Annotated in this window: 18 protein-coding genes; 11 read left to right on the top strand and 7 right to left on the bottom strand. The window is 62.4% G+C overall.

Annotated features, from left to right (window positions below; all coding sequences use genetic code 11):
* Nucleotides 1–134: 134 nt before the first annotated feature.
* The 4 genes from LB553_RS18815 (at nucleotide 135) to glcF (ending at nucleotide 4,929) form a co-directional block, all read left to right on the top strand.
* A complete protein-coding gene (locus LB553_RS18815; RefSeq protein WP_224515694.1) occupies nucleotides 135–1,631 on the top strand; it encodes an FAD-linked oxidase C-terminal domain-containing protein in 1,497 nt (498 codons plus the stop codon).
* A 47-nt stretch (nucleotides 1,632–1,678) separates the two neighbouring features.
* The gene (locus LB553_RS18810; protein WP_224515692.1) at nucleotides 1,679–2,143 is read left to right on the top strand and encodes an endonuclease domain-containing protein; all 465 of its coding nucleotides are present in this window, start codon (nucleotides 1,679–1,681) and stop codon (nucleotides 2,141–2,143) included.
* A 214-nt stretch (nucleotides 2,144–2,357) separates the two neighbouring features.
* Nucleotides 2,358–3,575, top strand: coding sequence for an FAD-binding protein (locus LB553_RS18805; protein WP_224515690.1), 1,218 nt, complete (start codon nucleotides 2,358–2,360; stop codon nucleotides 3,573–3,575).
* 64 nt (nucleotides 3,576–3,639) lie between these two features.
* Nucleotides 3,640–4,929, top strand: coding sequence for a glycolate oxidase subunit GlcF (gene glcF, locus LB553_RS18800; RefSeq protein WP_224515688.1), 1,290 nt, complete (start codon nucleotides 3,640–3,642; stop codon nucleotides 4,927–4,929).
* A gap of 36 nt (nucleotides 4,930–4,965) precedes the next feature.
* Here the strand turns inward: glcF and LB553_RS18795 are convergent, their stop codons facing one another.
* Nucleotides 4,966–5,886 carry a bifunctional 5,10-methylenetetrahydrofolate dehydrogenase/5,10-methenyltetrahydrofolate cyclohydrolase gene (locus LB553_RS18795; protein WP_224515685.1) on the bottom strand — a complete coding sequence of 307 codons (921 nt, stop codon included), beginning with the start codon at nucleotides 5,884–5,886 and terminating at the stop codon, nucleotides 4,966–4,968.
* A 367-nt stretch (nucleotides 5,887–6,253) separates the two neighbouring features.
* The gene (locus LB553_RS18790) at nucleotides 6,254–6,994 is read right to left on the bottom strand and encodes a L,D-transpeptidase (RefSeq protein ID WP_224515683.1); all 741 of its coding nucleotides are present in this window, start codon (nucleotides 6,992–6,994) and stop codon (nucleotides 6,254–6,256) included.
* Nucleotides 6,995–7,203: 209 nt separating this feature from the next.
* Here LB553_RS18790 and LB553_RS18785 point away from each other — a divergent pair, with 209 nt between their 5' ends.
* The 7 genes from LB553_RS18785 (at nucleotide 7,204) to LB553_RS18750 (ending at nucleotide 15,592) form a co-directional block, all read left to right on the top strand.
* Entirely contained in the window at nucleotides 7,204–7,842 is a 639-nt protein-coding gene (locus tag LB553_RS18785) for a DNA-3-methyladenine glycosylase I (RefSeq protein WP_224515682.1), read from the top strand.
* A gap of 588 nt (nucleotides 7,843–8,430) precedes the next feature.
* Complete coding sequence (gene hisS / locus LB553_RS18775) at nucleotides 8,431–9,933, top strand: histidine--tRNA ligase (protein WP_224515680.1); 1,503 nt, start codon at nucleotides 8,431–8,433, stop codon at nucleotides 9,931–9,933.
* 174 nt (nucleotides 9,934–10,107) lie between these two features.
* Nucleotides 10,108–11,226, top strand: coding sequence for an ATP phosphoribosyltransferase regulatory subunit (locus tag LB553_RS18770; protein ID WP_224515678.1), 1,119 nt, complete (start codon nucleotides 10,108–10,110; stop codon nucleotides 11,224–11,226).
* Complete coding sequence (gene hisG, locus LB553_RS18765; RefSeq protein WP_224515676.1) at nucleotides 11,223–11,924, top strand: ATP phosphoribosyltransferase; 702 nt, start codon at nucleotides 11,223–11,225, stop codon at nucleotides 11,922–11,924. Before LB553_RS18770 ends, hisG begins: the two co-directional genes overlap by 4 nt.
* 85 nt (nucleotides 11,925–12,009) lie before the next feature.
* Nucleotides 12,010–13,770, top strand: a complete 1,761-nt coding sequence (locus LB553_RS18760) for an AMP-binding protein (protein ID WP_224515674.1) — start codon at nucleotides 12,010–12,012, stop codon at nucleotides 13,768–13,770.
* A 10-nt stretch (nucleotides 13,771–13,780) separates the two neighbouring features.
* On the top strand, nucleotides 13,781–14,404 hold the full coding sequence (locus LB553_RS18755) for a poly-gamma-glutamate hydrolase family protein (RefSeq protein WP_224515671.1): 624 nt from the start codon (nucleotides 13,781–13,783) through the stop codon (nucleotides 14,402–14,404).
* Nucleotides 14,405–14,488: 84 nt separating this feature from the next.
* Nucleotides 14,489–15,592 carry a calcium:proton antiporter gene (locus LB553_RS18750; RefSeq protein ID WP_318011510.1) on the top strand — a complete coding sequence of 368 codons (1,104 nt, stop codon included), beginning with the start codon at nucleotides 14,489–14,491 and terminating at the stop codon, nucleotides 15,590–15,592.
* 176 nt (nucleotides 15,593–15,768) lie between these two features.
* Here LB553_RS18750 and LB553_RS18745 read toward each other — a convergent pair whose 3' ends face one another.
* The 5 genes from LB553_RS18745 to LB553_RS18725 all read right to left on the bottom strand — a co-directional run bounded on the left by LB553_RS18745 (nucleotide 15,769) and on the right by LB553_RS18725 (nucleotide 19,265).
* Nucleotides 15,769–16,602 carry a hypothetical protein gene (locus LB553_RS18745; RefSeq protein WP_224515667.1) on the bottom strand — a complete coding sequence of 278 codons (834 nt, stop codon included), beginning with the start codon at nucleotides 16,600–16,602 and terminating at the stop codon, nucleotides 15,769–15,771.
* Nucleotides 16,603–16,608: 6 nt separating this feature from the next.
* Complete coding sequence (locus LB553_RS18740; protein WP_224515665.1) at nucleotides 16,609–17,073, bottom strand: AAA family ATPase; 465 nt, start codon at nucleotides 17,071–17,073, stop codon at nucleotides 16,609–16,611.
* The gene (locus LB553_RS18735; protein WP_224515663.1) at nucleotides 17,058–17,531 is read right to left on the bottom strand and encodes a hypothetical protein; all 474 of its coding nucleotides are present in this window, start codon (nucleotides 17,529–17,531) and stop codon (nucleotides 17,058–17,060) included. The genes LB553_RS18740 and LB553_RS18735 overlap by 16 nt, the downstream gene beginning before the upstream one ends.
* A 175-nt stretch (nucleotides 17,532–17,706) precedes the next feature.
* Nucleotides 17,707–18,159 carry a hypothetical protein gene (locus LB553_RS18730; RefSeq protein ID WP_224515661.1) on the bottom strand — a complete coding sequence of 151 codons (453 nt, stop codon included), beginning with the start codon at nucleotides 18,157–18,159 and terminating at the stop codon, nucleotides 17,707–17,709.
* 197 nt (nucleotides 18,160–18,356) lie between these two features.
* Entirely contained in the window at nucleotides 18,357–19,265 is a 909-nt protein-coding gene (locus LB553_RS18725; RefSeq protein WP_224515659.1) for a hydrogen peroxide-inducible genes activator, read from the bottom strand.
* Nucleotides 19,266–19,310: the final 45 nt, after the last annotated feature.

Below are 19,310 nucleotides of genomic sequence, written 5' to 3'. Positions count from 1 at the left end.
AGCGCCAGCGGCAGATTGCCGCTGCGGAAGCTTGGCGTCACGCTCGCCGCCGAATGCAACCAAAGCAGCGTTTGCAACAAAACGGTCAAGCTGGTAAAAGATTTTGACCAGTCAAGCGAGATGAGGCCACCCCGATGTCCGGCCTAGCCATGCCCAAGCCAGATGCCGGCACGCTGCGCCGGCGCGCCGAGATCGTCACCGACATGCGCATCATCGTGCCGGGCGAGGGGGTCGTCGACGCGGCCAATGAAATGCGCGCCTTCGAAAGCGACGGCCTGACCGCCTACCGGCAGCTGCCGCTGATCGTGGTGCTGCCGGAAACGGTCGCGCAGGTCTCGCGCGTGCTGAAATACTGCAACGAACGCAACATCCGCGTCGTGCCGCGCGGCTCCGGCACTTCGCTGTCCGGCGGCGCACTGCCGCTCGAGGATGCGGTGCTGCTGGTTATGAGCCGCTTCAACCGCATTCTTCAGATCGATCATCCCAATCGCGTCGTTGTCGCCCAGCCGGGCGTCACCAACCTCGGCATCACCACCGCCGTCGAGCAGGAGGGCTTTTACTATGCCCCCGATCCATCCTCCCAGATCGCCTGCTCGATCGGCGGCAATGTCGCGGAAAATTCCGGCGGCGTGCACTGCCTGAAATACGGGCTCACCGCCAACAATGTGCTGGGCATCGAGATGGTGCTGATGAATGGCGAGGTGGTGCGCCTCGGCGGCAGCCATCTCGATCAGGAAGGCTACGATCTGCTCGGCGTGATGACCGGCTCGGAAGGCCTCCTCGGCGTCGTCACCGAGGTGACGGTGCGCATATTGAAGAAGCCGGAGACCGCGCGCGCTCTCTTGATCGGCTTTCCGACCAGCGAACAGGGCGGCCAATGCGTCGCCGACATCATAGGCGCCGGCATCATTCCCGGCGGCATGGAGATGATGGACCGTCCGGCGATCCACGCGGCCGAGGATTTCGTCCATGCCGGCTATCCGCTCGATGTCGAGGCGCTGTTGATCGTCGAGCTCGACGGACCGAGCGTCGAGGTCGATCACCTCATCGGCCTCGTCGAGGCGATCGCCTACAGGAACGGCTCGACCACCTGCCGCATCTCGCAATCGGAGCAGGAGCGCCTGAGCTTCTGGGCCGGCCGCAAGGCGGCCTTTCCGGCTGTCGGCCGCATCTCGCCGGACTATTACTGCATGGACGGCACCATCCCGCGCAAGGAGTTGCCGAGGGTGCTTGCCGGCATGCGCGACCTTTCCGAGAAATATGGTCTGGGCGTCGCCAATGTCTTCCACGCCGGCGACGGCAATCTGCACCCGCTGATCCTCTACGACGCCAATGTCCCGGGCGAGCTCGATAAGGCGGAAAGTTTTGGCGCCGACATCTTACGGCTTTGCGTCGAGGTCGGGGGCGTCCTGACCGGCGAACATGGCGTCGGCGTCGAGAAGCGCGACCTGATGCCAGAAATGTTCAACCAGATCGACCTCGACCAGCAGATGCGGGTGAAATGCGCGTTTGATCCCAACCACCTGCTCAACCCCGGCAAGGTGTTTCCGCAGCTTCGCCGCTGCGCGGAGCTGGGAAGAATGCATGTGCATCGCGGGCAGGTGGCCTTTCCGGACATTCCGAGGTTTTGATGGGGGCTCAGGATCAAAGTTCCTCGCCCCCGCAAAGCGGGGGAGAGGTGGCTCGGGCGAAGCCCGAGACGGAGAGGGGGGCGGCCTATCAGCCAAGCCGCCGCTCGCCCGAGAAAATTGCCCGCGCCCGCGCGCTTCGTAGCGGCGATAACCAGGCGGAAGCGATCCTTTGGAACGAACTGAAGGCAAGAAGGCTAGGCGGATACAAATTCGTTCGCCAGATGCCCATCGGTCCGTATTTCGCGGATTTTGCGTGCAGGAGCGAAAAGCTGATTGTGGAACTGGATGGCAGCCAGCACGCGGACAGCTCGTACGACAGGCGGCGGGATGAATTCATGCGAGGCGAGGGCTTCTCGGTTTTGCGGTTTTGGAGCTTCGATGTTTTGAAGAACAAGAGGAGCGTTTGCGAGACGATCTTTGCGGCGTTGGAAGGACGGCTTGCCGAAGACGCAGTTGCTGCCGACCTCAGGTTTGTTTTCGCAGCCAGGAAGACGGGAGACAGCGCTCTATGATGGCCCCCTCTCCGTCTCGGGCTTCGCCCGAGCCACCTCTCCCCCGCTTTGCGGGGGCGAGGAACCCAAGCTTTCCAAGGTCGCAACGTCGGTGGTCGGCGTTTCCTCTCCCCCATGAAATGGGGGAGAGGTGTCCGCGTAGCGGACGGAGAGGGGGCAGCGCTGCCGTATGCGATTGCCCTGGCCTCGCGGGGGCGAGGAACGGCGCCCGCTCATGACCACCTTCGCCCCCTCCACTGCCACCGAAACCCTCTCCACCATCCAATGGGCAGCCGCCGAAGAATCGCCGCTCGAAATCCTGGGCCACGGCTCCAAGCGCGGCATCGGTCGACCATTGCAGACTGAGCATACGCTCGACTTGTCGCACCTCACCGGCGTAACCCTCTACGAGCCGGCCGAACTGGTGCTCTCGGCCCGCGCCGGCACGCCGCTCGCCGAGATCGAAAAATTGCTTGCCGAAAACGGCCAGCAATTCGCGTTTGAGCCGATGGACTACGGCCCGTTGCTCGGCGGCGAGCCGGGCCAAGGGGACAAGAACGGCACGATCGGCGGCGTGCTGGCTTCGAACCTGTCCGGCCCCCGTCGTCTCAAGGCAGGTGCGGCGCGCGACCATATTCTCGGCGTCGCCGCTGTCTCCGGCCGCGGGGAGGCGTTCAAGTCGGGCGGGCGCGTGGTCAAGAACGTCACCGGCTACGACCTCTCCAAGCTGATGGCCAACAGCTGGGGCACGCTTGCCGTGCTGACCGACGTCACCTTCAAGGTCCTGCCGGCGGCCGAGACCGAAGTGACTCTGGCCATCCGCGGCCTGCTCGACGATGCCGCTGTCGCCTGCATGGCGCTGGCGCTTGGCTCCAGCGCTGAAGTGTCGAGCGCCGCGCATTTGCCGGAGCGCATCGCCGCGAGGGTCGCCGGCGGCAAGCATGGCAGCGATGCCGCCACGCTGCTGCGTGTCGAGGGATTCGGACCGTCGGTCGTCTATCGCATCGAGGCGCTGAAGCAACTGCTCGGCCAGGCCGGGCCGCTCGAGGAGATCGCCGGCGAGGCCTCGAAAACCCTCTGGCGCGACATTCGCGATTGCCGGCCTTTCGCCGATGGCGGCACGCGACCGGTCTGGCGCGTCTCGATGGCGCCGTCTGAGGCGCATCACATGGTGATGGCGCTGCGCATGCAGGCCGCGGTCGATGCCTTCTATGACTGGCAGGGCGGCCTGGTGTGGCTGTCGATGCGCGAGAACGACCCGGAGGCCGGGCTGCTGCGTGAACTGATCCGCAAGCATGGCGGCGGCCATGCGACGCTGGTGCGCGCATCCGCACCGCATCGCGCGGCGCTGCCGGTGTTCGAACCGCAGCCGCCGCATCTGGCCGCGCTTTCGGCGCGGCTCAAGGCCGAGTTCGATCCAAAGCAGGTTCTCAACCCCGGCCGCATGGCCTAAAGCAATTCCAGGAAAAGTGTGAAACGGTCTTCCGTCCGGAATTGCGTTTAACAGAGACGGCGATATGCAGACCAATTTCTCCGCCGCGCAGCTTGCCGAACCGCATGTCGCGGATTCGGAAAAGATCCTGCGCAAATGTGTGCATTGCGGCTTCTGCACCGCCACCTGTCCGACCTATGTGACGCTGGGCAACGAACTGGATTCCCCGCGCGGCCGCATTTACCTCATCAAGGACATGCTGGAGAACGGCCGGCCGGCCGACAAGGAGATCGTCACCCATATCGACCGCTGCCTGTCCTGCCTTGCCTGCATGACGACATGCCCCTCGGGCGTGAACTACATGCATCTGGTCGATCACGCCCGCGCCCATATCCAGGAGACCTATAAGCGCCCGCTGCTTGACCGGATGACGCGCGCCATGCTGGCCTTCGTGCTGCCTTACCCGAACCGCTTCCGCGCCGCGCTGAAGCTCGCCGGGCTTGGCCGGCCGTTCATCGGCCTGTTCGAAAGACTGCCGGCACTGAAGCCGGTCGCGGCCATGTTGAAGCTCGCGCCCACGTCGATCCCCCCGGCATCGTCGCTGGCGTCGCCCGGTACGCATGCCGGGAAAGGCGCAAGGCGCGGCCGCGTCGCGATCCTCACCGGCTGCGCGCAATCGGTCCTGGATCCGGCGATTAACGAGGCGACTATCTCTTTGCTGACTAGGCTCGGCGTCGAGGTCGTTGTGCCGGAAGGCGAGGGCTGCTGCGGCGCGCTCGTCCACCACATGGGACGCGAGGATCAGGCACTTGCCTCGGCGAGGCGGAATGTCGACGCCTGGACGCCTGCCATCGAGCAGGGCGGGCTCGACGCCATCATCATCACCGCGTCCGGCTGCGGCACGACCATCAAGGATTACGGTTTCATGCTGCGCCTCGATCCCGCCTATGCCGAAAAGGCGGCGCGCGTCTCGGCTCTGGCCAAGGACGTCACCGAATATCTCGCCGCTCTCGATTTGCCCGAGCCGGTGCGCAAGCCGGGCACGGTCGTCGCCTACCACTCGGCCTGTTCGATGCAGCATGGCCAGAAGGTCACGCGCCAGCCGAAGGAGCTTCTGGCCAAGGCGGGCTTCGTCGTGCGCGAGCCGCGCGAGGGGCATCTGTGCTGCGGCTCGGCCGGCACCTACAACATCCTGCAGCCCGAGATTTCGGCTAAATTGCGCGACCGTAAGGTGAAAAACATCGAGGCGACCGGCGCCGAAATCGTCGCCACCGGCAACATCGGCTGCATCACGCAGATCGCGTCCGCCGCCAAGCTGCCGGTCGTGCACACGATCAAGCTGCTCGACTGGGCCTATGGCGGCCCGAGGCCGTAAGGCGTTTCCGACAGCGGTTTGATCGCTGCCGAATAATTACTCCGCCGCGAGCTGGTCCGGCACGCCATAGGTCGCGCGATAAAGCGCGCGCTGACGATAGAGCGCGACCATGGTGTTGCGCAACAGGATCGCGACCGTGAGCGGGCCGACGCCGCCCGGCACCGGCGTGATCCAGGACGCCACTTCCTTGACGCTGTCGGTGTCGACGTCGCCGACGATGCGGGTTTCGCCGTCGGGCCCGACCTCGGAATTGATGCCGATGTCGATGACGGCAGCGCCCGGCTTCACCATGTCGGCCTTGATCAGCCGCGGCTTGCCGACCGCGACGAACAGCGCATCGGCGCGGCGCGCATGGGCGGCCAGCGATCGCGTCATGTGGTGGCACACCGTCACCGTCGCGCCCTCGCTCATCAGCAGGAAGGCGATCGGCTTGCCGACGATCTCCGAATGGCCGACGACGACAACTTCCAGCCCCTTGAGCTCGAGGCCGGTCTCCTTCAGCAATTCGACTGAGGCCGCCGCCGTGCAGGGCGCCAAATCGAGCTGGTTGTAGACGATGTTGCCGATCGAGGCCGGATGCATGCCCTCGACATCCTTCAGCGGATGCACCGCCGCCTGCAGCGTCTTGATCGGGATATGCGCCGGCACCGGTCGCTGGATGATGATCCCGGTGACGCGCGGGTCGGCATTGAGGCCGTGGATCGCCGCTTCCAGCTCGCCGGCGGTGATGTCGGCAGCGAAGCGCCGTTCCTCGAAGCTTATGCCGGCAAGGGCAGCCTTGGCGCGCTGGTTGCGCACATAGACATCGACCGCGGCTGTGTCGCCGACGGTGATCGAGACCAGCTTCGGCGGAAAACCTTCGGCCGTGGCGATCGCCGCGTCTTCGCGCACCGAAGCGATGATGCGCTGGGCAACCGGGCCGCCTTTCAGGTAGCGGCTGTCGTCGATTCGGGTCATGGCTGGCACCTTTGTCTTCTGGCGCAATTCGGACGACAAGCGCAACAGCGGCTTTCTGTCTGGAATTGCGCAACAACTGAGATTTTGTGCGCTGCAATAGCAAAACAGCGCCGGAAAATCAGCCCCGAAAGCGAAACCGCCTGCTTTGCGGGCGACTGCAGCGTCATGCATCGAAAAAACGCAAAAACGAAAAAGGCAGCGCGGTTTCCCTGCGCTGCCTTTTCGCGACTGGCCGTATCCCCACACGGCCCGTCCCCCGTAAACCCCTTCACTGGTTAAAGCACATCCCGCAGGATAGCACTATGACTTGGCTGCAACAGCATCGGACAAAAAGTGCTGCGCCGTCTAACCAGCTGATTCGCTGGGATTATATCACCTCGACCGTCGTTCCGACATTCACGCGCTCATAAAGGTCGACGACATCTTCGTTGCGCATGCGGATGCAGCCGGAAGACACCGCGCCGCCGATCGTCCAGGGCTGGTTGGTGCCGTGGATGCGGTATTCGGTGGTGCCGAGATAGAGCGCGCGCGCGCCGAGCGGGTTCTCGATACCGCCGGCAAGATAGGTTGGCAGGTAGCGGCCCTTGGCAGCTTCGCGCTTGATCATCTCCGCGGGCGGCCGCCAGTCCGGCCAGACCTTCTTGTTGGTGATCTTGTGCGTGCCGGACCATTCGAAGCCGGGTTTGCCGGTGCCGACGCCGTAGCGCCGCGCCTTACCGTTCTTCTCGACCAGATAGAGGAAATTCTGGTGCGTATCGATGACGATGGTGCCCGGCTTCGCAGGGCCGTCATAGGCGACTTCCTGCGGCATGTAGACCGGATTGATCTGCGGCCGCATCACCATGCGCTTGGCCGGCTGCTGCACGGCCGCCGTCTTCTGCCGGTCGGGCTGCGCCTGGAACAGGCGCTGCAGCGGCTGCTGTGCCGCCTGCCGGGCCGGCCGCACGATGCCCGGCGCGTGGCCAAGCTGCAGCACCCAGGGAGCCGAAAGGTCGGGGCTCACCATGACCGGCGGCACGTCGGCATAGCGGTCATTGGCAAGGGAAGTCGTGGCGCCAGCGGCAAGAATGGCCACCGCGCCGAGCAGGGAACAAAACGCTGTCTTCATCGGAACGCACCTTGATCGAACTCATCCGGGGCGAGGGCGCCCGCGGTTTCGCGATCCTTGGCGCGGAGCGGCAAGCAAAACATGAATCGGAATGTGTAAAATGCCGCTTTGTCAGTAAACCTTTTGGTGTGGTTACCGGCCGGTTCAGGAATCTGGTAAAGCCACGGTAAAACGGCGCTGACGCGCATTAACGAATGGATCCGCTAGCGATGGCGACTGAAAATGCCGGTATTCTCGACGGCCCCGACGGCAAGGCACGCTGCTTCTGGCACGGCAACCTGCCGGACTATCTTCATTACCACGACCATGAATGGGGCCGGCCGGTAACGGACGATCGTCGGCTGTTCGAAAAGATCTGCCTCGAAGGCTTCCAGTCGGGCCTGTCGTGGCTGACGATCCTGCGCAAGCGCGAGAATTTCCGCGAGGCCTTTGCCGGTTTCGACTTCGACAAGGTGGCGGCATTCACAGATAAGGACGTCGAGCGCCTGCTCGGCAATGCCGGCATCATCCGCCATCGCGGCAAGATAGTTTCGACCATCAACAACGCCAAACGCGCCCGAGAGATGGTGGACGAGTTCGGCTCGCTTGCCGCCTGGTTCTGGAACTTCGAGCCGGGTCCCGGCGAGCGGCCCGAAATCGTCGACCTGGCGCATCTGCGCGCCAATCCGACGACGGCGGTGTCGGTCAGGATATCGAAGGAATTGAAGAAGCGCGGCTGGAGCTTTGTCGGCCCGACGACGGTCTACGCCTTCATGCAGGCGATGGGCCTGGTCAACGACCATCTCGAAGGCTGCTACTGCCGCGCCGAGGTGGAGAAAGAGCGCAAGAAGCTGAAGCGACCGAAATAGGGGCGCCGGCAAGCGCGCACGCAAATCGCAACTGCTTGATGATCCCCCGATCGTTGAGTGAAAAGTCAGACCCTGCCCGCGCCGGCCAGGAACAGCCCGGCAATGATCGCCGCCACGGCAGCGAAGGCTGGATAGATGACCAGCAGGCCAGTCACCAGTGCGTCGCGCACGGTCGGCTTGCGCGCCTCGGCCGCGACCTCGAACGGCCCGGCCGGCTGCTGCGCTGGCCTGAGGGCGGCATTGCCGGCAGGTTTCAGCTTGGCCGATGTGCCGCTCTGGAGAATTGTCGTTAGCCGTCGTCATGGCCCGAACCCTTTGTTTCGGCGCGCTTTATGGTTGTCGATTGAGTCGGTAGCATGCCGCAGCGATGGCGGAATTGTTTCGTTTTTTGGCGCGGGTTTGTTTCGGATGCCGATGCGAGTTCCGAAGTATTGAGAAACGAAGGCTGACGTTAATCGCCGCTCGCGGTGCCTACAGGCTATCGAACTGTTCCCTGCAGTTCTGCAAACGCTTGCCGCACCACCTGGCATGGGTTAGGACACGCCCGCTCCAGATAAGTCAGTGTTTACTTAACGAAAAGACCGATCCATGGCCGACAAATCCGGAAAGACGAAAGCGCGTTTGCCGCGCGGTTTTGCCGACCGCAGCGCCGAAGACATTCGCGCCGTCGAGAAGATGATGGCGACCATCCGCTCGGTCTATGAGCTCTATGGTTTCGAGCCGGTCGACCAGCCGATGATCGAATACACCGATGCTTTGGGAAAATTCCTGCCCGATCAGGACCGGCCGAATGAAGGTGTCTTTTCTTTCCAGGATGACGACGACCAGTGGCTGTCGCTGCGTTACGACCTGACCGCCCCGACGGCCCGCTTCGTCGCCGAGAATTTTGACAAGCTGCCAAAACCCTATCGCAGCTATCGCTCCGGCTGGGTGTTCCGCAACGAAAAGCCCGGTCCCGGCCGCTTCCGCCAGTTCATGCAGTTCGACGCCGACACGATCGGCACGCCGGGCGTCGCCGCCGACGCCGAGATGGCGATGATGATGGCCGATGTCATGGAAGCCCTCGGCATCAAGCGCGGCGACTATGTCATCCGCGTCAACAACCGCAAGGTGCTGGATGGGGTGCTGGAAGCGATCGGGCTTGGCGGCGACCAGAATGCCGGCCGCCGGCTGACCGTGCTGCGCGCCATCGACAAGCTCGACAAGCTCGGGCCGGAAGGCGTCAGGCTCCTGCTTGGTCCCGGCCGTTGGGATGGCGGCAAGGAAGGCGAGGGCGACTTCGCCAAGGGCGCCCAATTGAACGACACGCAAAGTGAGGCGGTTCTTCTGGCAACGGCAAGGAACGGGCAGGCCGCCCAGGATGCAAGCGTCAATGCCAACGCTGTCTATCAGGAAGGCGTTGGCGAACTGGCAACGATCGAGGCGCTGGTTAGAGCCGCTGGCTATGGCGAAGACCGCATCGTGATGGATCGCTCCGTCGTGCGCGGGCTCGAATACTACACCGGCCCGGTCTTCGAGGCCGAGCTTCTTGCTGAAATCCCCAACGACGAAGGCCAGATCGTGCGCTTCGGCTCGGTCGGCGGCGGCGGGCGCTATGATGGGCTGGTCTCGCGCTTCCGCGGCGAGCCGGTGCCGGCGACCGGCTTCTCCATCGGCGTCTCGCGGCTGATGACGGCGCTGAAGAACCTCGGCAAGCTCGACTCCTCCGATGTCATCGCGCCCGTCGTGGTGCTGGTCATGGACAAGGATACGGAAAGCCTCGGCCGCTACCAGAAGATGGTCGCGGACCTGCGCGGCGCCGGCATCCGCTCCGAAATGTATCTCGGCGGCGCGGGCATGAAGGCGCAGCTGAAATATGCCGACCGCCGCGGCAGCCCGGTCGCCATCATCCAGGGCGGCGACGAGCGCGCCAGGGGCGAGGTGCAGATCAAAGATCTGATCGAGGGCGCCCGCCTGTCTGCCGAGATCACCGACAATGCCGAATGGCGCGCCGCGCGGCCTGCCCAGGTGACGGTGGCGGAGAGTGAGTTGGTTGGCGAGGTGAAGAAGATACTCGCCGCGCAGGCCGAGGAGCGGGCACGTGGCCGATAGGGCGCCGACCTCCCCTTCTCCCCTTGTGGGAGAAGGTGGCCGAGCGAAGCTCGGTCGGATGAGGGGTGTTCCAGGGAACGCCGGCGTCTCATTCCTTCCAACACCCCTCATCCGTCTCGGTGCTGCGCGCCGATCCACCTTCTCCCACCAGGGGAGAAGGGGAAGGGGCGCCGCATGACCACCCGTCCCGCCATCGCTGCCGACATCGTCAAACTCTTCGCCGCCCGCGACACCCACGCGGTGGAAGTCGCCGTGCTGCAGCCGGCCGACCCGTTCCTCGACATGGCCGGCGAAGACCTGCGCCGGCGCATCTTCCTGACGGAAAGCGAGACTGGCAAGACGCTGTGCCTGCGGCCCGAATTCACCATTCCCGTCTGTCTCGATCACATCGCCAGCCAGGCCGGAACGCCCCGCCGCTATTCCTATCTGGGCGAGGTGTTCCGCCAGCGCCGCGACGGCGGCAACGAGTTCTTTCAGGCCGGCATCGAGGATCTCGGCGACCGCGACACGGCCGCCGCCGATGCCCGTTCGCTGGCCGACGCGCATGCGCTGCTGTCGCTGGTGCTGCCCGGCCGGGAGCTCGCCATCACCCTCGGCGACCAGACGCTGTTCGAAGCGGTGCTGGCGGCGCTCGGCCTGCCGCGCGGTTGGCGAATGCGCCTTGCGCGTGCCTTCGGCTCGGCGCCGATGCTGGAGGCAGCCCTTGCCGATCTCGCCAATCCGCCGCGCAACAGCCAGCTCTCTGGTCCGGTAGCCCTGCTGGCGCTCGACGGCGATGCGGAAGACCTTGCCGCGCATATTGCCGAAGGCATGGAGGAAGCCGGATTGTCGGCGTCGTCCGGCCGTGCCCCGGCCGATATCGCGCGCCGGCTGATCGAGAAAGCGCAACTGCGCAGCGTGCGGCTGTCCGATGAGGCCTTCTCGGCGCTCAAGGGCTTCCTCGAGATCGACGTCGCGCTCGACGGCGCGACCGCGGCGCTGGAAAAATTCGCCGCCGATGCCGGCCTGTCGCTGGGATCGGCGCTGGAGAACTTCGCCGCCCGCGCCAAGGCGATCGAGGCGCATGGGCTGTCGGCGGCAGAAATCCGCTATGACGCCGCCTTCGGCCGCCCGCTCGATTACTACACGGGCCTTGTCTTCGAGATCGCGGCGGCGGATGGCGATCGCCCGCTGGTCGGGGGCGGTCGCTACGACCGGCTGCTGACGCTGCTGGGAGCAAAAAAGCCGATCCCAGGCGTCGGCTTCTCGGTTTGGCTCGATCGCATCGAAGCCTTGCGGGAGAACGCCAAATGATCACGCTGGCGATCCCGTCGAAAGGCCGTCTCAAGGAGCAGTCGCTCGAAGTGCTGGCCAGGGCCGGCCTGGCTGTCGCCTTGCCAGAGGACGACCGTAAATACCGCGCCCGCATCGACGGTCTCGACAATGTCGAGGTGGCCTTCCTGTCCGCGTCCGAGATCGCCGGCGAGATCGGCCAGGGCGCAGTCGATCTCGGCATCACCGGCGAGGACCTTTTGCGCGAGAACCTCGCCGACTGGGAGGCGCGCGCCGAGATCGTTGCGCGCCTCGGCTTCGGCCATGCCGATGTCGTGGTCGCGGTGCCGGACATCTGGCTGGACGTCGACAGCATGGCCGACCTCGATGACGTCGCCGCCGATTTCCGCCAGCGCCACGGCCGGAGGCTCAGGATCGCCACTAAATACTGGCGGCTGACGCAGCAGTTCTTTTCGCTCAAGCACGGCATCCAGGTCTACCGCATCGTCGAAAGCCTCGGCGCCACCGAAGGCGCGCCGGCGGCGGGGCTGGCCGACGTCATCGTCGACATCACCACCACCGGCTCGACGCTGCGCGCCAACCACCTCAAAGTGCTGGGCGACGGCGTGATCCTGAAGTCGCAGGCTTGTCTGGTTGCTTCGAAGAAGCAGCGCGATGCGGCCGACGAAGCGGTCTTGCGCGACATCGCCGCTAAGATGAGCGTCCTGCCTCACCCTTGAGCGCCCTCAAGGGGAGGGGGACCTTTGACGGATTTCCACCGCCCTCATCGGCTGATAGGCTGGCTTATCCCGGGAGGTGACGGCGATGCCGATCAAACTCGACGAGCTCATGAACGCCACCAATCTGCGCAAAACGCGCAACAGCTTCATTGCTCCGGTTGGCGGCAAGGCGCATGTGTCGGGCGACCGCTCGGTGCCCCTGCTCGACAAGACCACCCCTGAATTGTTTTCCGAAACGGTGAGCAGATACGCGACGCTCGACGCTGCCGTCTTCGTCGGCCAGGACAAGCGCTTCACGTGGAGCGAGCTGTCGGATGCGGTCGACGCCTTGGCCGCCGGTTTCCTGGCGCTTGGGCTGGAAAAGGGCGACCGCGTCGGCATCTGGTCGCCAAACCGCTGGGAATGGCTGGTGACGCAGTTCGCCACCGCCCGCATCGGCTTGATCCTGGTCAACATCAACCCGGCCTATCGGCTGACCGAGCTCGAATACGCATTGAACAAAGTCAGCTGCAAGGCGCTGGTTACCGCCGCTCAGTTCAAGACCTCCGACTACCTCGGCATGATCGAGACATTGGCGCCTGAACTAGCCAGGGCCGAGCCCGGCAAGCTCAAGGCGAAGAAACTGCCGGCGCTCAAGATCGTCATCCGCATGGGCGACGACAACTCGCCCGGCATGTTCAATTTCGGTGACGTGCTCGCCATGGCCGGCCGCGACGAGCATGACAGCCTCGACCGCATCTCCGAAGGCCTGAAGCCCGGCGAGGCCATCAACATCCAGTTCACCTCCGGCACCACCGGCGCGCCGAAGGGCGCGACGCTGACGCATTCCAACATCGTCAACAACGGCAATTTCGTCACCTCGGCGATAAAGCTCACCGTCGACGATCGGCTCTGCATCCCGGTGCCGCTCTATCACTGCTTCGGCATGTCGATGGGCACGATGGGCTGTGTGTCGAAAGGCGCGACAATGGTCTTCCCGGGCGAGGGTTTTGACCCCGGCGCGACGCTCAAGGCGGTCGCGCAGGAACGCTGCACCGGCCTCTACGGCGTGCCGACCATGTTCGTCGCCATGCTCGACCATGCGGATTTTTCGAGCTTCGACCTCTCCAGCCTGCGCACCGGCATCATGGCCGGCTCGCCATGCCCGATCGAGGTGATGAAGAAGGTGGTGTCGCTGATGCATATGAGCCAGGTGACCATCGCCTATGGCATGACCGAGACCAGTCCTGTCTCCTTCCAAAGCAGCGTCGACGATCCGCTGGAAAAGCGCGTCTCCACCGTCGGCCGCATCCACCCGCATGTCGAGGTCAAGGCGATCGGCGCCGACGGCGCCACCGTCGCGGTCGGCGAGCCGGGCGAGCTCTGCACGCGCGGCTATTCGGTGATGAAGGGCTATTGGGACGACGCCGAAAAGACCCGCGAGGCGATCGACGCCGACGGCTGGATGCACACCGGCGACCTCGCCACCATCGACGCCGAGGGCTATTGCAACATCGTCGGCCGGGTGAAGGACATGGTCATCCGCGGCGGCGAGAACGTCTATCCGCGCGAGGTCGAGGAATTCCTTTATCGCCATCCCAAGATCAAGGAAGTGCAGGTCTTCGGCATCCCGGACGACAAATATGGCGAGGAGCTCTGCGCCTGGATCGTGCTGAAGCCCGACCAGATCGCCACCGCCGAGGAGATCAAGGCCTTCTGCGCCGGCCAGATCGCGCATTACAAGGTGCCGCGCTACATCCGCTTCCGCACCGAGCTGCCGATGACGGTGACCGGCAAGCCGCAGAAGTTCCTGATGCGCGAGGCGATGGTGGAGGAACTGGGACTGGTGGCGCAGAAGACGGCGTGAAACGGCATCCATGGACAACGAGTTTCCAAATTTCGCGGCGCTCAAAGCCGCCAAAATCGAAAACATAGATTATCGCATCATCGTCCGGCGTGGCGCGCGAACCGGCGGTGCGATCGTCATGGCTCCGCATGGCGGCAAAATCGAGCCTCGCACCTCGCTGATCACCGAGACGATAGCAGGGGCCGATCTCGATATGTATTGCTTTGAAGGGCTGATGCCGGAAAGCAACAGGGAACTGCATATAACGTCCAGGAACTTTGACGAGGCAACCGCGCTCGAACTGTTGCGGACGAAGTCCACCGTCGTCGCTATCCACGGCCGTCAGGATCGCGACGATTTCTCGACAGTCTACCTGGGCGGCAAGGACGCCGCGCTGGTTTCAGAGTTAGCCGGGCGTCTGCAAGAGGCCGGTTTCCAGACAAAAAGGGACAACCATCCCTTTCCCGGTCTCCAGGATACCAACATCGTCAACCGCGGGCTAACCGGGAAAGGAGCGCAACTGGAAGTGCCCTTCTCGCTGCGCCGCCGATTGGGGACCGAGCCGGAACTTCTGCAAAAATTCTGTGGGGCGGTTCGCAAGGCCATCGAGACGTTCGACGCCATAAACGGCGCCCGGTCCCCAATCATGTTTTGAAATGCTGCAAGGATGCCCATGAGAGGTGCTCCCCACGCGTTTTTCCGCTAAGCTCGCGCAAACGCCTGGCGTTCGGGGGCTTCGATGACTGGTTACGGGCGATCGGTGGTTTCCTACACGATGCCGCTGGTTGCGCTCGCGATGGCTCTCGCGGTCAGGGCCAGCGGTCTTTCGGTCGACGAAGGATCGCTGAATACCAGGATCCTCGTCGGAGCGCTGTCGAGCGCCATCATGTTCACCACCATTTTCGTCGTGCTCGACCACGCCGAGGCAGTCGCCTTGCGCGTGGGCGAGCCCTATGGAACTTTGGTGCTGACTTTTGCGGTGACGGCAATCGAAGTGTCGATCATCGTCTCCATGATGCTGCATGGAGAAAACAACCCGACGCTGGCGCGGGAGTCCGTTTTCTCGACGGTCATGATCACCTCCACCGGCGTCGTCGGCATCTGTCTCACGCTTGGCGGCTGGCGCTACCGCAAGCAGGCGATCCTCCGGCAAGGCACCAACGCATACCTGTCGGTTCTGATCGCGCTGACCGTGATGACGCTCATTCTTCCGACCTACACCCAGGCTACGGATCCCGGCACGTTTTCGGCGGCTCAGCTTGGTTTCGTCAGCGTCCTCTCGGTGTTGCTCTATGCGAGCTTCGTGTTTGCCCAGACCGTCCGGCACCGGGAGGACTTCGTCCAGGGGCAGGCGCACGACGCTCCGATGCGGACCGCCTCCCACAAAAGCATTTTCGTCAGCGCCCTGCTGCTGTTGAGCGGGCTCATCGGCATTGTCCTGCTCGCCGAGCAGGTCGCCGCGAGCGTGGAGGATGCGCTCGCGGCCTATAAGGTGACCCAGGCCGACAGCATCGTGGGAGCAATGATCGCGGCACTGGTTTTGATGCCGGAGGCGATCTCGGCGATCCGCGCCGCCTTCAAGAATGAGCTGCAGCGCAGCCTGAACGTCGCGATGGGCTCAGCCTGCGCCACGATCGGTTTGACAATACCGGCGGTCGCGGCCGCCAGCCTGCTGACGGGCAGGGGGCTGACCCTGGGGCTCCCGGCGTCCGATGCCGTGCTTCTGGTGCTGGCGCTTTTCATCTGCAGCGTCAGCTTCAGCACCGAAAGAACGACGTTCCTGACCGGCATGGTCCATGTCGTGGTGTTTTTCACCTATGTGTTTCTGATCTTTGTGCCGTGAGAACTGGCCGCGATCGGATGAGTGGCGGGTAGCGGTCCACAAGCCATCCTTGCTATCGCCGTCCACTCCGCATGCCCGACCGCTTCCGCGCCAAGACTCGCCATCCGCGGCGGCGAAGACGTTTATTCGTCCGAGATGAAAAGATTTCTCTATTGGCCCCAATGGGCGGCATGGACTTATCCGTATCCGCCCCCGCAAAACCAGTCCGAATTGGCCAGCGCAATATACATCGCGGTTTGCCAGGAATTAATGTTAGCTGCCCAGCTACTTTCCGCCCGCCGTATAAGCTCGGCTCGAATATCATCCGTTGTACCGCGCTCTGCGATACGCTGCAGTCCGTATCGAATGTTTGTAAGTTCCACGGCAGAGTGTGAGGCATACAAAGCGCCCAATCCAAATTTCTGGAAATGTAAACGCAGTCGCTTTTTCATCGTCTCTGGCCAATGAGGCGGCGGATCGGGCGTGTACAGAAGCGCGGCAGGGCTGCGTTCTTCAACAATTGCACAAAGCCAAAGTTCATCATCCACGTTGTCGAAATAAGGATGCAGCGTTTGCTGGTCCGCGCCCGTAGGCTGCGCATCAAGCTTCGCCTTGTTGCAGTCCCCGCAAGCGGGGACCAAATTCGCAGGCGTGATCACGAATGCGGCATGATGCGATTGTGCGAGGTAGTGATCGAGTGTCCTCACCGTTCGTTGACCGCACATAGGACAGATATCATTTGGTGGAAGCTTTTTGATAGCATCATAGATGTAGCGCGTGCCTTTGCTCTTCACAAAGGTCCCTTTATATACCCGCTTCATATCTTCTATAGTCACAGCCCCAACGCTGGTTGACTGAGCTATGGTGAAAAGCGTCTCGGCTGTTCCATGTTGCTTATAAGTTATCTCGGCTTTTTCAATTTGCTCACCGATGTGTTCAAGGCGAGCTGAGAGGTCTTTATCCTGGATGCTCTTGGCGCATTGATTGACGACATTGCGAGCTGAATATGCAGGAAGTATGAGTCGACGCATAGATTGCTATATTCCGGCGTCGCGCTCGGCTACGAGGGCCTGGACTATCGCCCGCGCCTCGGCGCCGAGTTGCCCTCCAAAATGTTCTAAGACTGCATCATACCCAAGACCTCGTTGGTTAACTGCAGAGTCAAGCATCTGGTGAAAGCCAGATTTCGTAACCTCGAATCCAAACACTTCGCGTGTCAGAATGCCAACATTTTCGCCAAAGGTCTCGATTGATGGGCGCTCAGCCACCGAAACGCGCCCGGAACGACGGAGTTTCCATGCGCAAGACTGCGGCACTTCTTGCAGAACTACCGGGGAGTGAGTGGCAACTATGGCTACTCCGTTTCGCTTAACTAAAAGGTCAGATAACGCGCGGATAAAAGCAGATAGCAAAGGCGGGTGAAGGTGACCCTCCGGTTCGTCGAGTAGTACAAGTGTTCGCTCATCTACGAGCTCGACCAAGCGAGTTATAGTGAGTAGCACGATCGCATGGCCGAGCTCAGTCTTTTGTATAATAGAACTGCCTCTTCGCCCCAATTTTCATCGTCCAAATCCAGGAGCGTCGCAACGTTTCCCTCGGCAAAAAGATCGTCTGTTTCAAGCGTTTCTACCGCTGCGCGCCAGCGCATTGATCGTAGTCCCTGACGGCAGGAGGCAAAGCTCTCTTGAAAGTCCATCGCGAGATCAGCTGGAGTTTTTCGCGTCATGAACTCTGTATCGTTTTCGTCGGTTTGCCATTGGAGGAGGCCAACCTGACTTGAGCGGATCAAGTCATTCGCAAGCGGGCGAAGATCAAAGTCATCGAATGCACTGAATGAAATCATAACTAAGCCCGAGAAAGACCATTCCTCCCCCTCAGCGGCGACGACAGCAATATCACCGATTGACTCATCGTCTTCTTCCAGTTTTCGATCAAGCAATGCGGTCGCGATCCCTCGCATGCATCGAGTCTTGCCAACACCATTGCGCCCAATAAGAACGTGGACATTTGTCGGTGGCTCCGTCTCAGGTATAATGTTAAACCCGATGACGGTGGGGTAACGTCGTCACCTATATAGGGAAATTGATATTCAAAGTTAAATTCTGTTAGCGTGGCATCTCCGCGAGAGAGTCTATTTAAGCGGCCACGAATATTACGTGTGTCAACGCTACGAGCAACGAGCGTTGCATAACCTGTTGGTTACGAGCTGAGTTGAAAATATCCAAGTCAAACGCACAATCGCGCAAGCCTAGAAGTACCAGATCTCGCTGAGAGATAGACAAGCTATTCAGAGTTTCATAGTAGTTCTCGTCTTGCCCCAGCGAGAAGAACCGATCGTCAAGGCTATCGAAAGTGTTATCTAATTCCGGCGAGCGAGCACCTGGGCCCACTGCCCCTGACGGTCGCAAACCATCTTGACCAATTTTTACAGAGCCAACCCGATGTCGGGTTCCTTGCTCATCAAATACCCAAAGGGTGAACATGGTTCGATAGCTGAACCAGTCATCCCAATTGTCTACGACGAGAAATGCTGCGTCATACGCTTCGGTGGGCACCTCAGTGAAGTTATTTGCAACGGTGAAGAACATTCTCGTCTATTACCTGACGCTTCTTCGCAAGCCAAGGGGACGTAAACATTCGTCGTTCTGCAACGGATCTCGGTACAAAATACGTTGCCCTACAAAGTGTTTGGTGCTGAGAAAGTGCTAAAACGGGAGGCGCGCGAGACCATGGCGCCTGCGAACGATCGGGCGATCCAAGGCGACTCTTAAATTATCTCTGACAGTCACGCCGCAAGCACCGCACGGTCCAGCCTGCGTATGATCCGCGCCAGTTCAACGCACTCGTCCTGCCTTACCTTGTTGCGGCGCCAGGCCATGCAGATCATGCGCTGCGGCATCGGCTCTTGGAACGGCACGATCCTCAGATCCGGCATGACGCCGGCCGCACTTGTCGCCATTTCCGGCACCAGCGTGACGCCGAGCCCATGCGCCACCATCTGCAGGAGCGTCGTCAGGCTTGTCGCGCCATAGCTTGCCATCGCCACCGGCCGCACATTGCCGCAGATGGCCAGGGCCTGCTCGCGCAGGCAGTGGCCTTCCTCCAGAAGCATCAGCCGCTCCAGCGCCGGGCTTTCGGGCGGCACCGGCGGTGAGGCGAAGGCCGGATCTCCGGCGGGAACGGCGAGGAAGAAGCGGTCGGGGAAAAGCGCTTCGGTGACGATCGCCGGCTGATCGAGCGGCAAGGCCGCGATGAAGGCGTCGAGCCGGCCGGTGGCCGCGTCCTCGACCAGCGACGCGGTCACCGCCTCGCGCAATTCGAGCTGCAGGAAAGGATAGTGCCTTTTCAGCTCCGGGAGCACATGCGGCAGGAGATAGGGCGCGACCGTCGGAATGATGCCCAGCCGGAAGCGTCCTTGCATGGTCGGGCGGCCGCGCCGGGCAGTCGTCTCGACGTCACGTATATCGGCCAGAATGCGCTCGATTCGCGGCTGCAGGGCAAGCGCCTCGTCGGTCATGCGCACCGCCTTGCCGCCGCGCTCGAACAACAGGCAGTTCAGGCGCCCTTCCATCTCGGCGATCTGCGCGGAAAGGGCCGGCTGACTGACGCCGGCAAGCTTCGCCGCGCGGCCGAAATGCAGCGTCTGCGCCAGCGCGTCGAAATACTGCATTTGCCGGACGGTGAGGCCAATCATAAGAAAATCCTATCAAACGAAACAGGAAAGGCAATTTGTCTTTAT

It is taken from the genome of Mesorhizobium sp. CA8, assembly GCF_020164955.1.
Taxonomy (GTDB): domain Bacteria; phylum Pseudomonadota; class Alphaproteobacteria; order Rhizobiales; family Rhizobiaceae; genus Mesorhizobium.
Note: the sequence above shows the minus strand (reverse complement) of the source record. Positions and strands in the feature narration are given on the sequence as shown.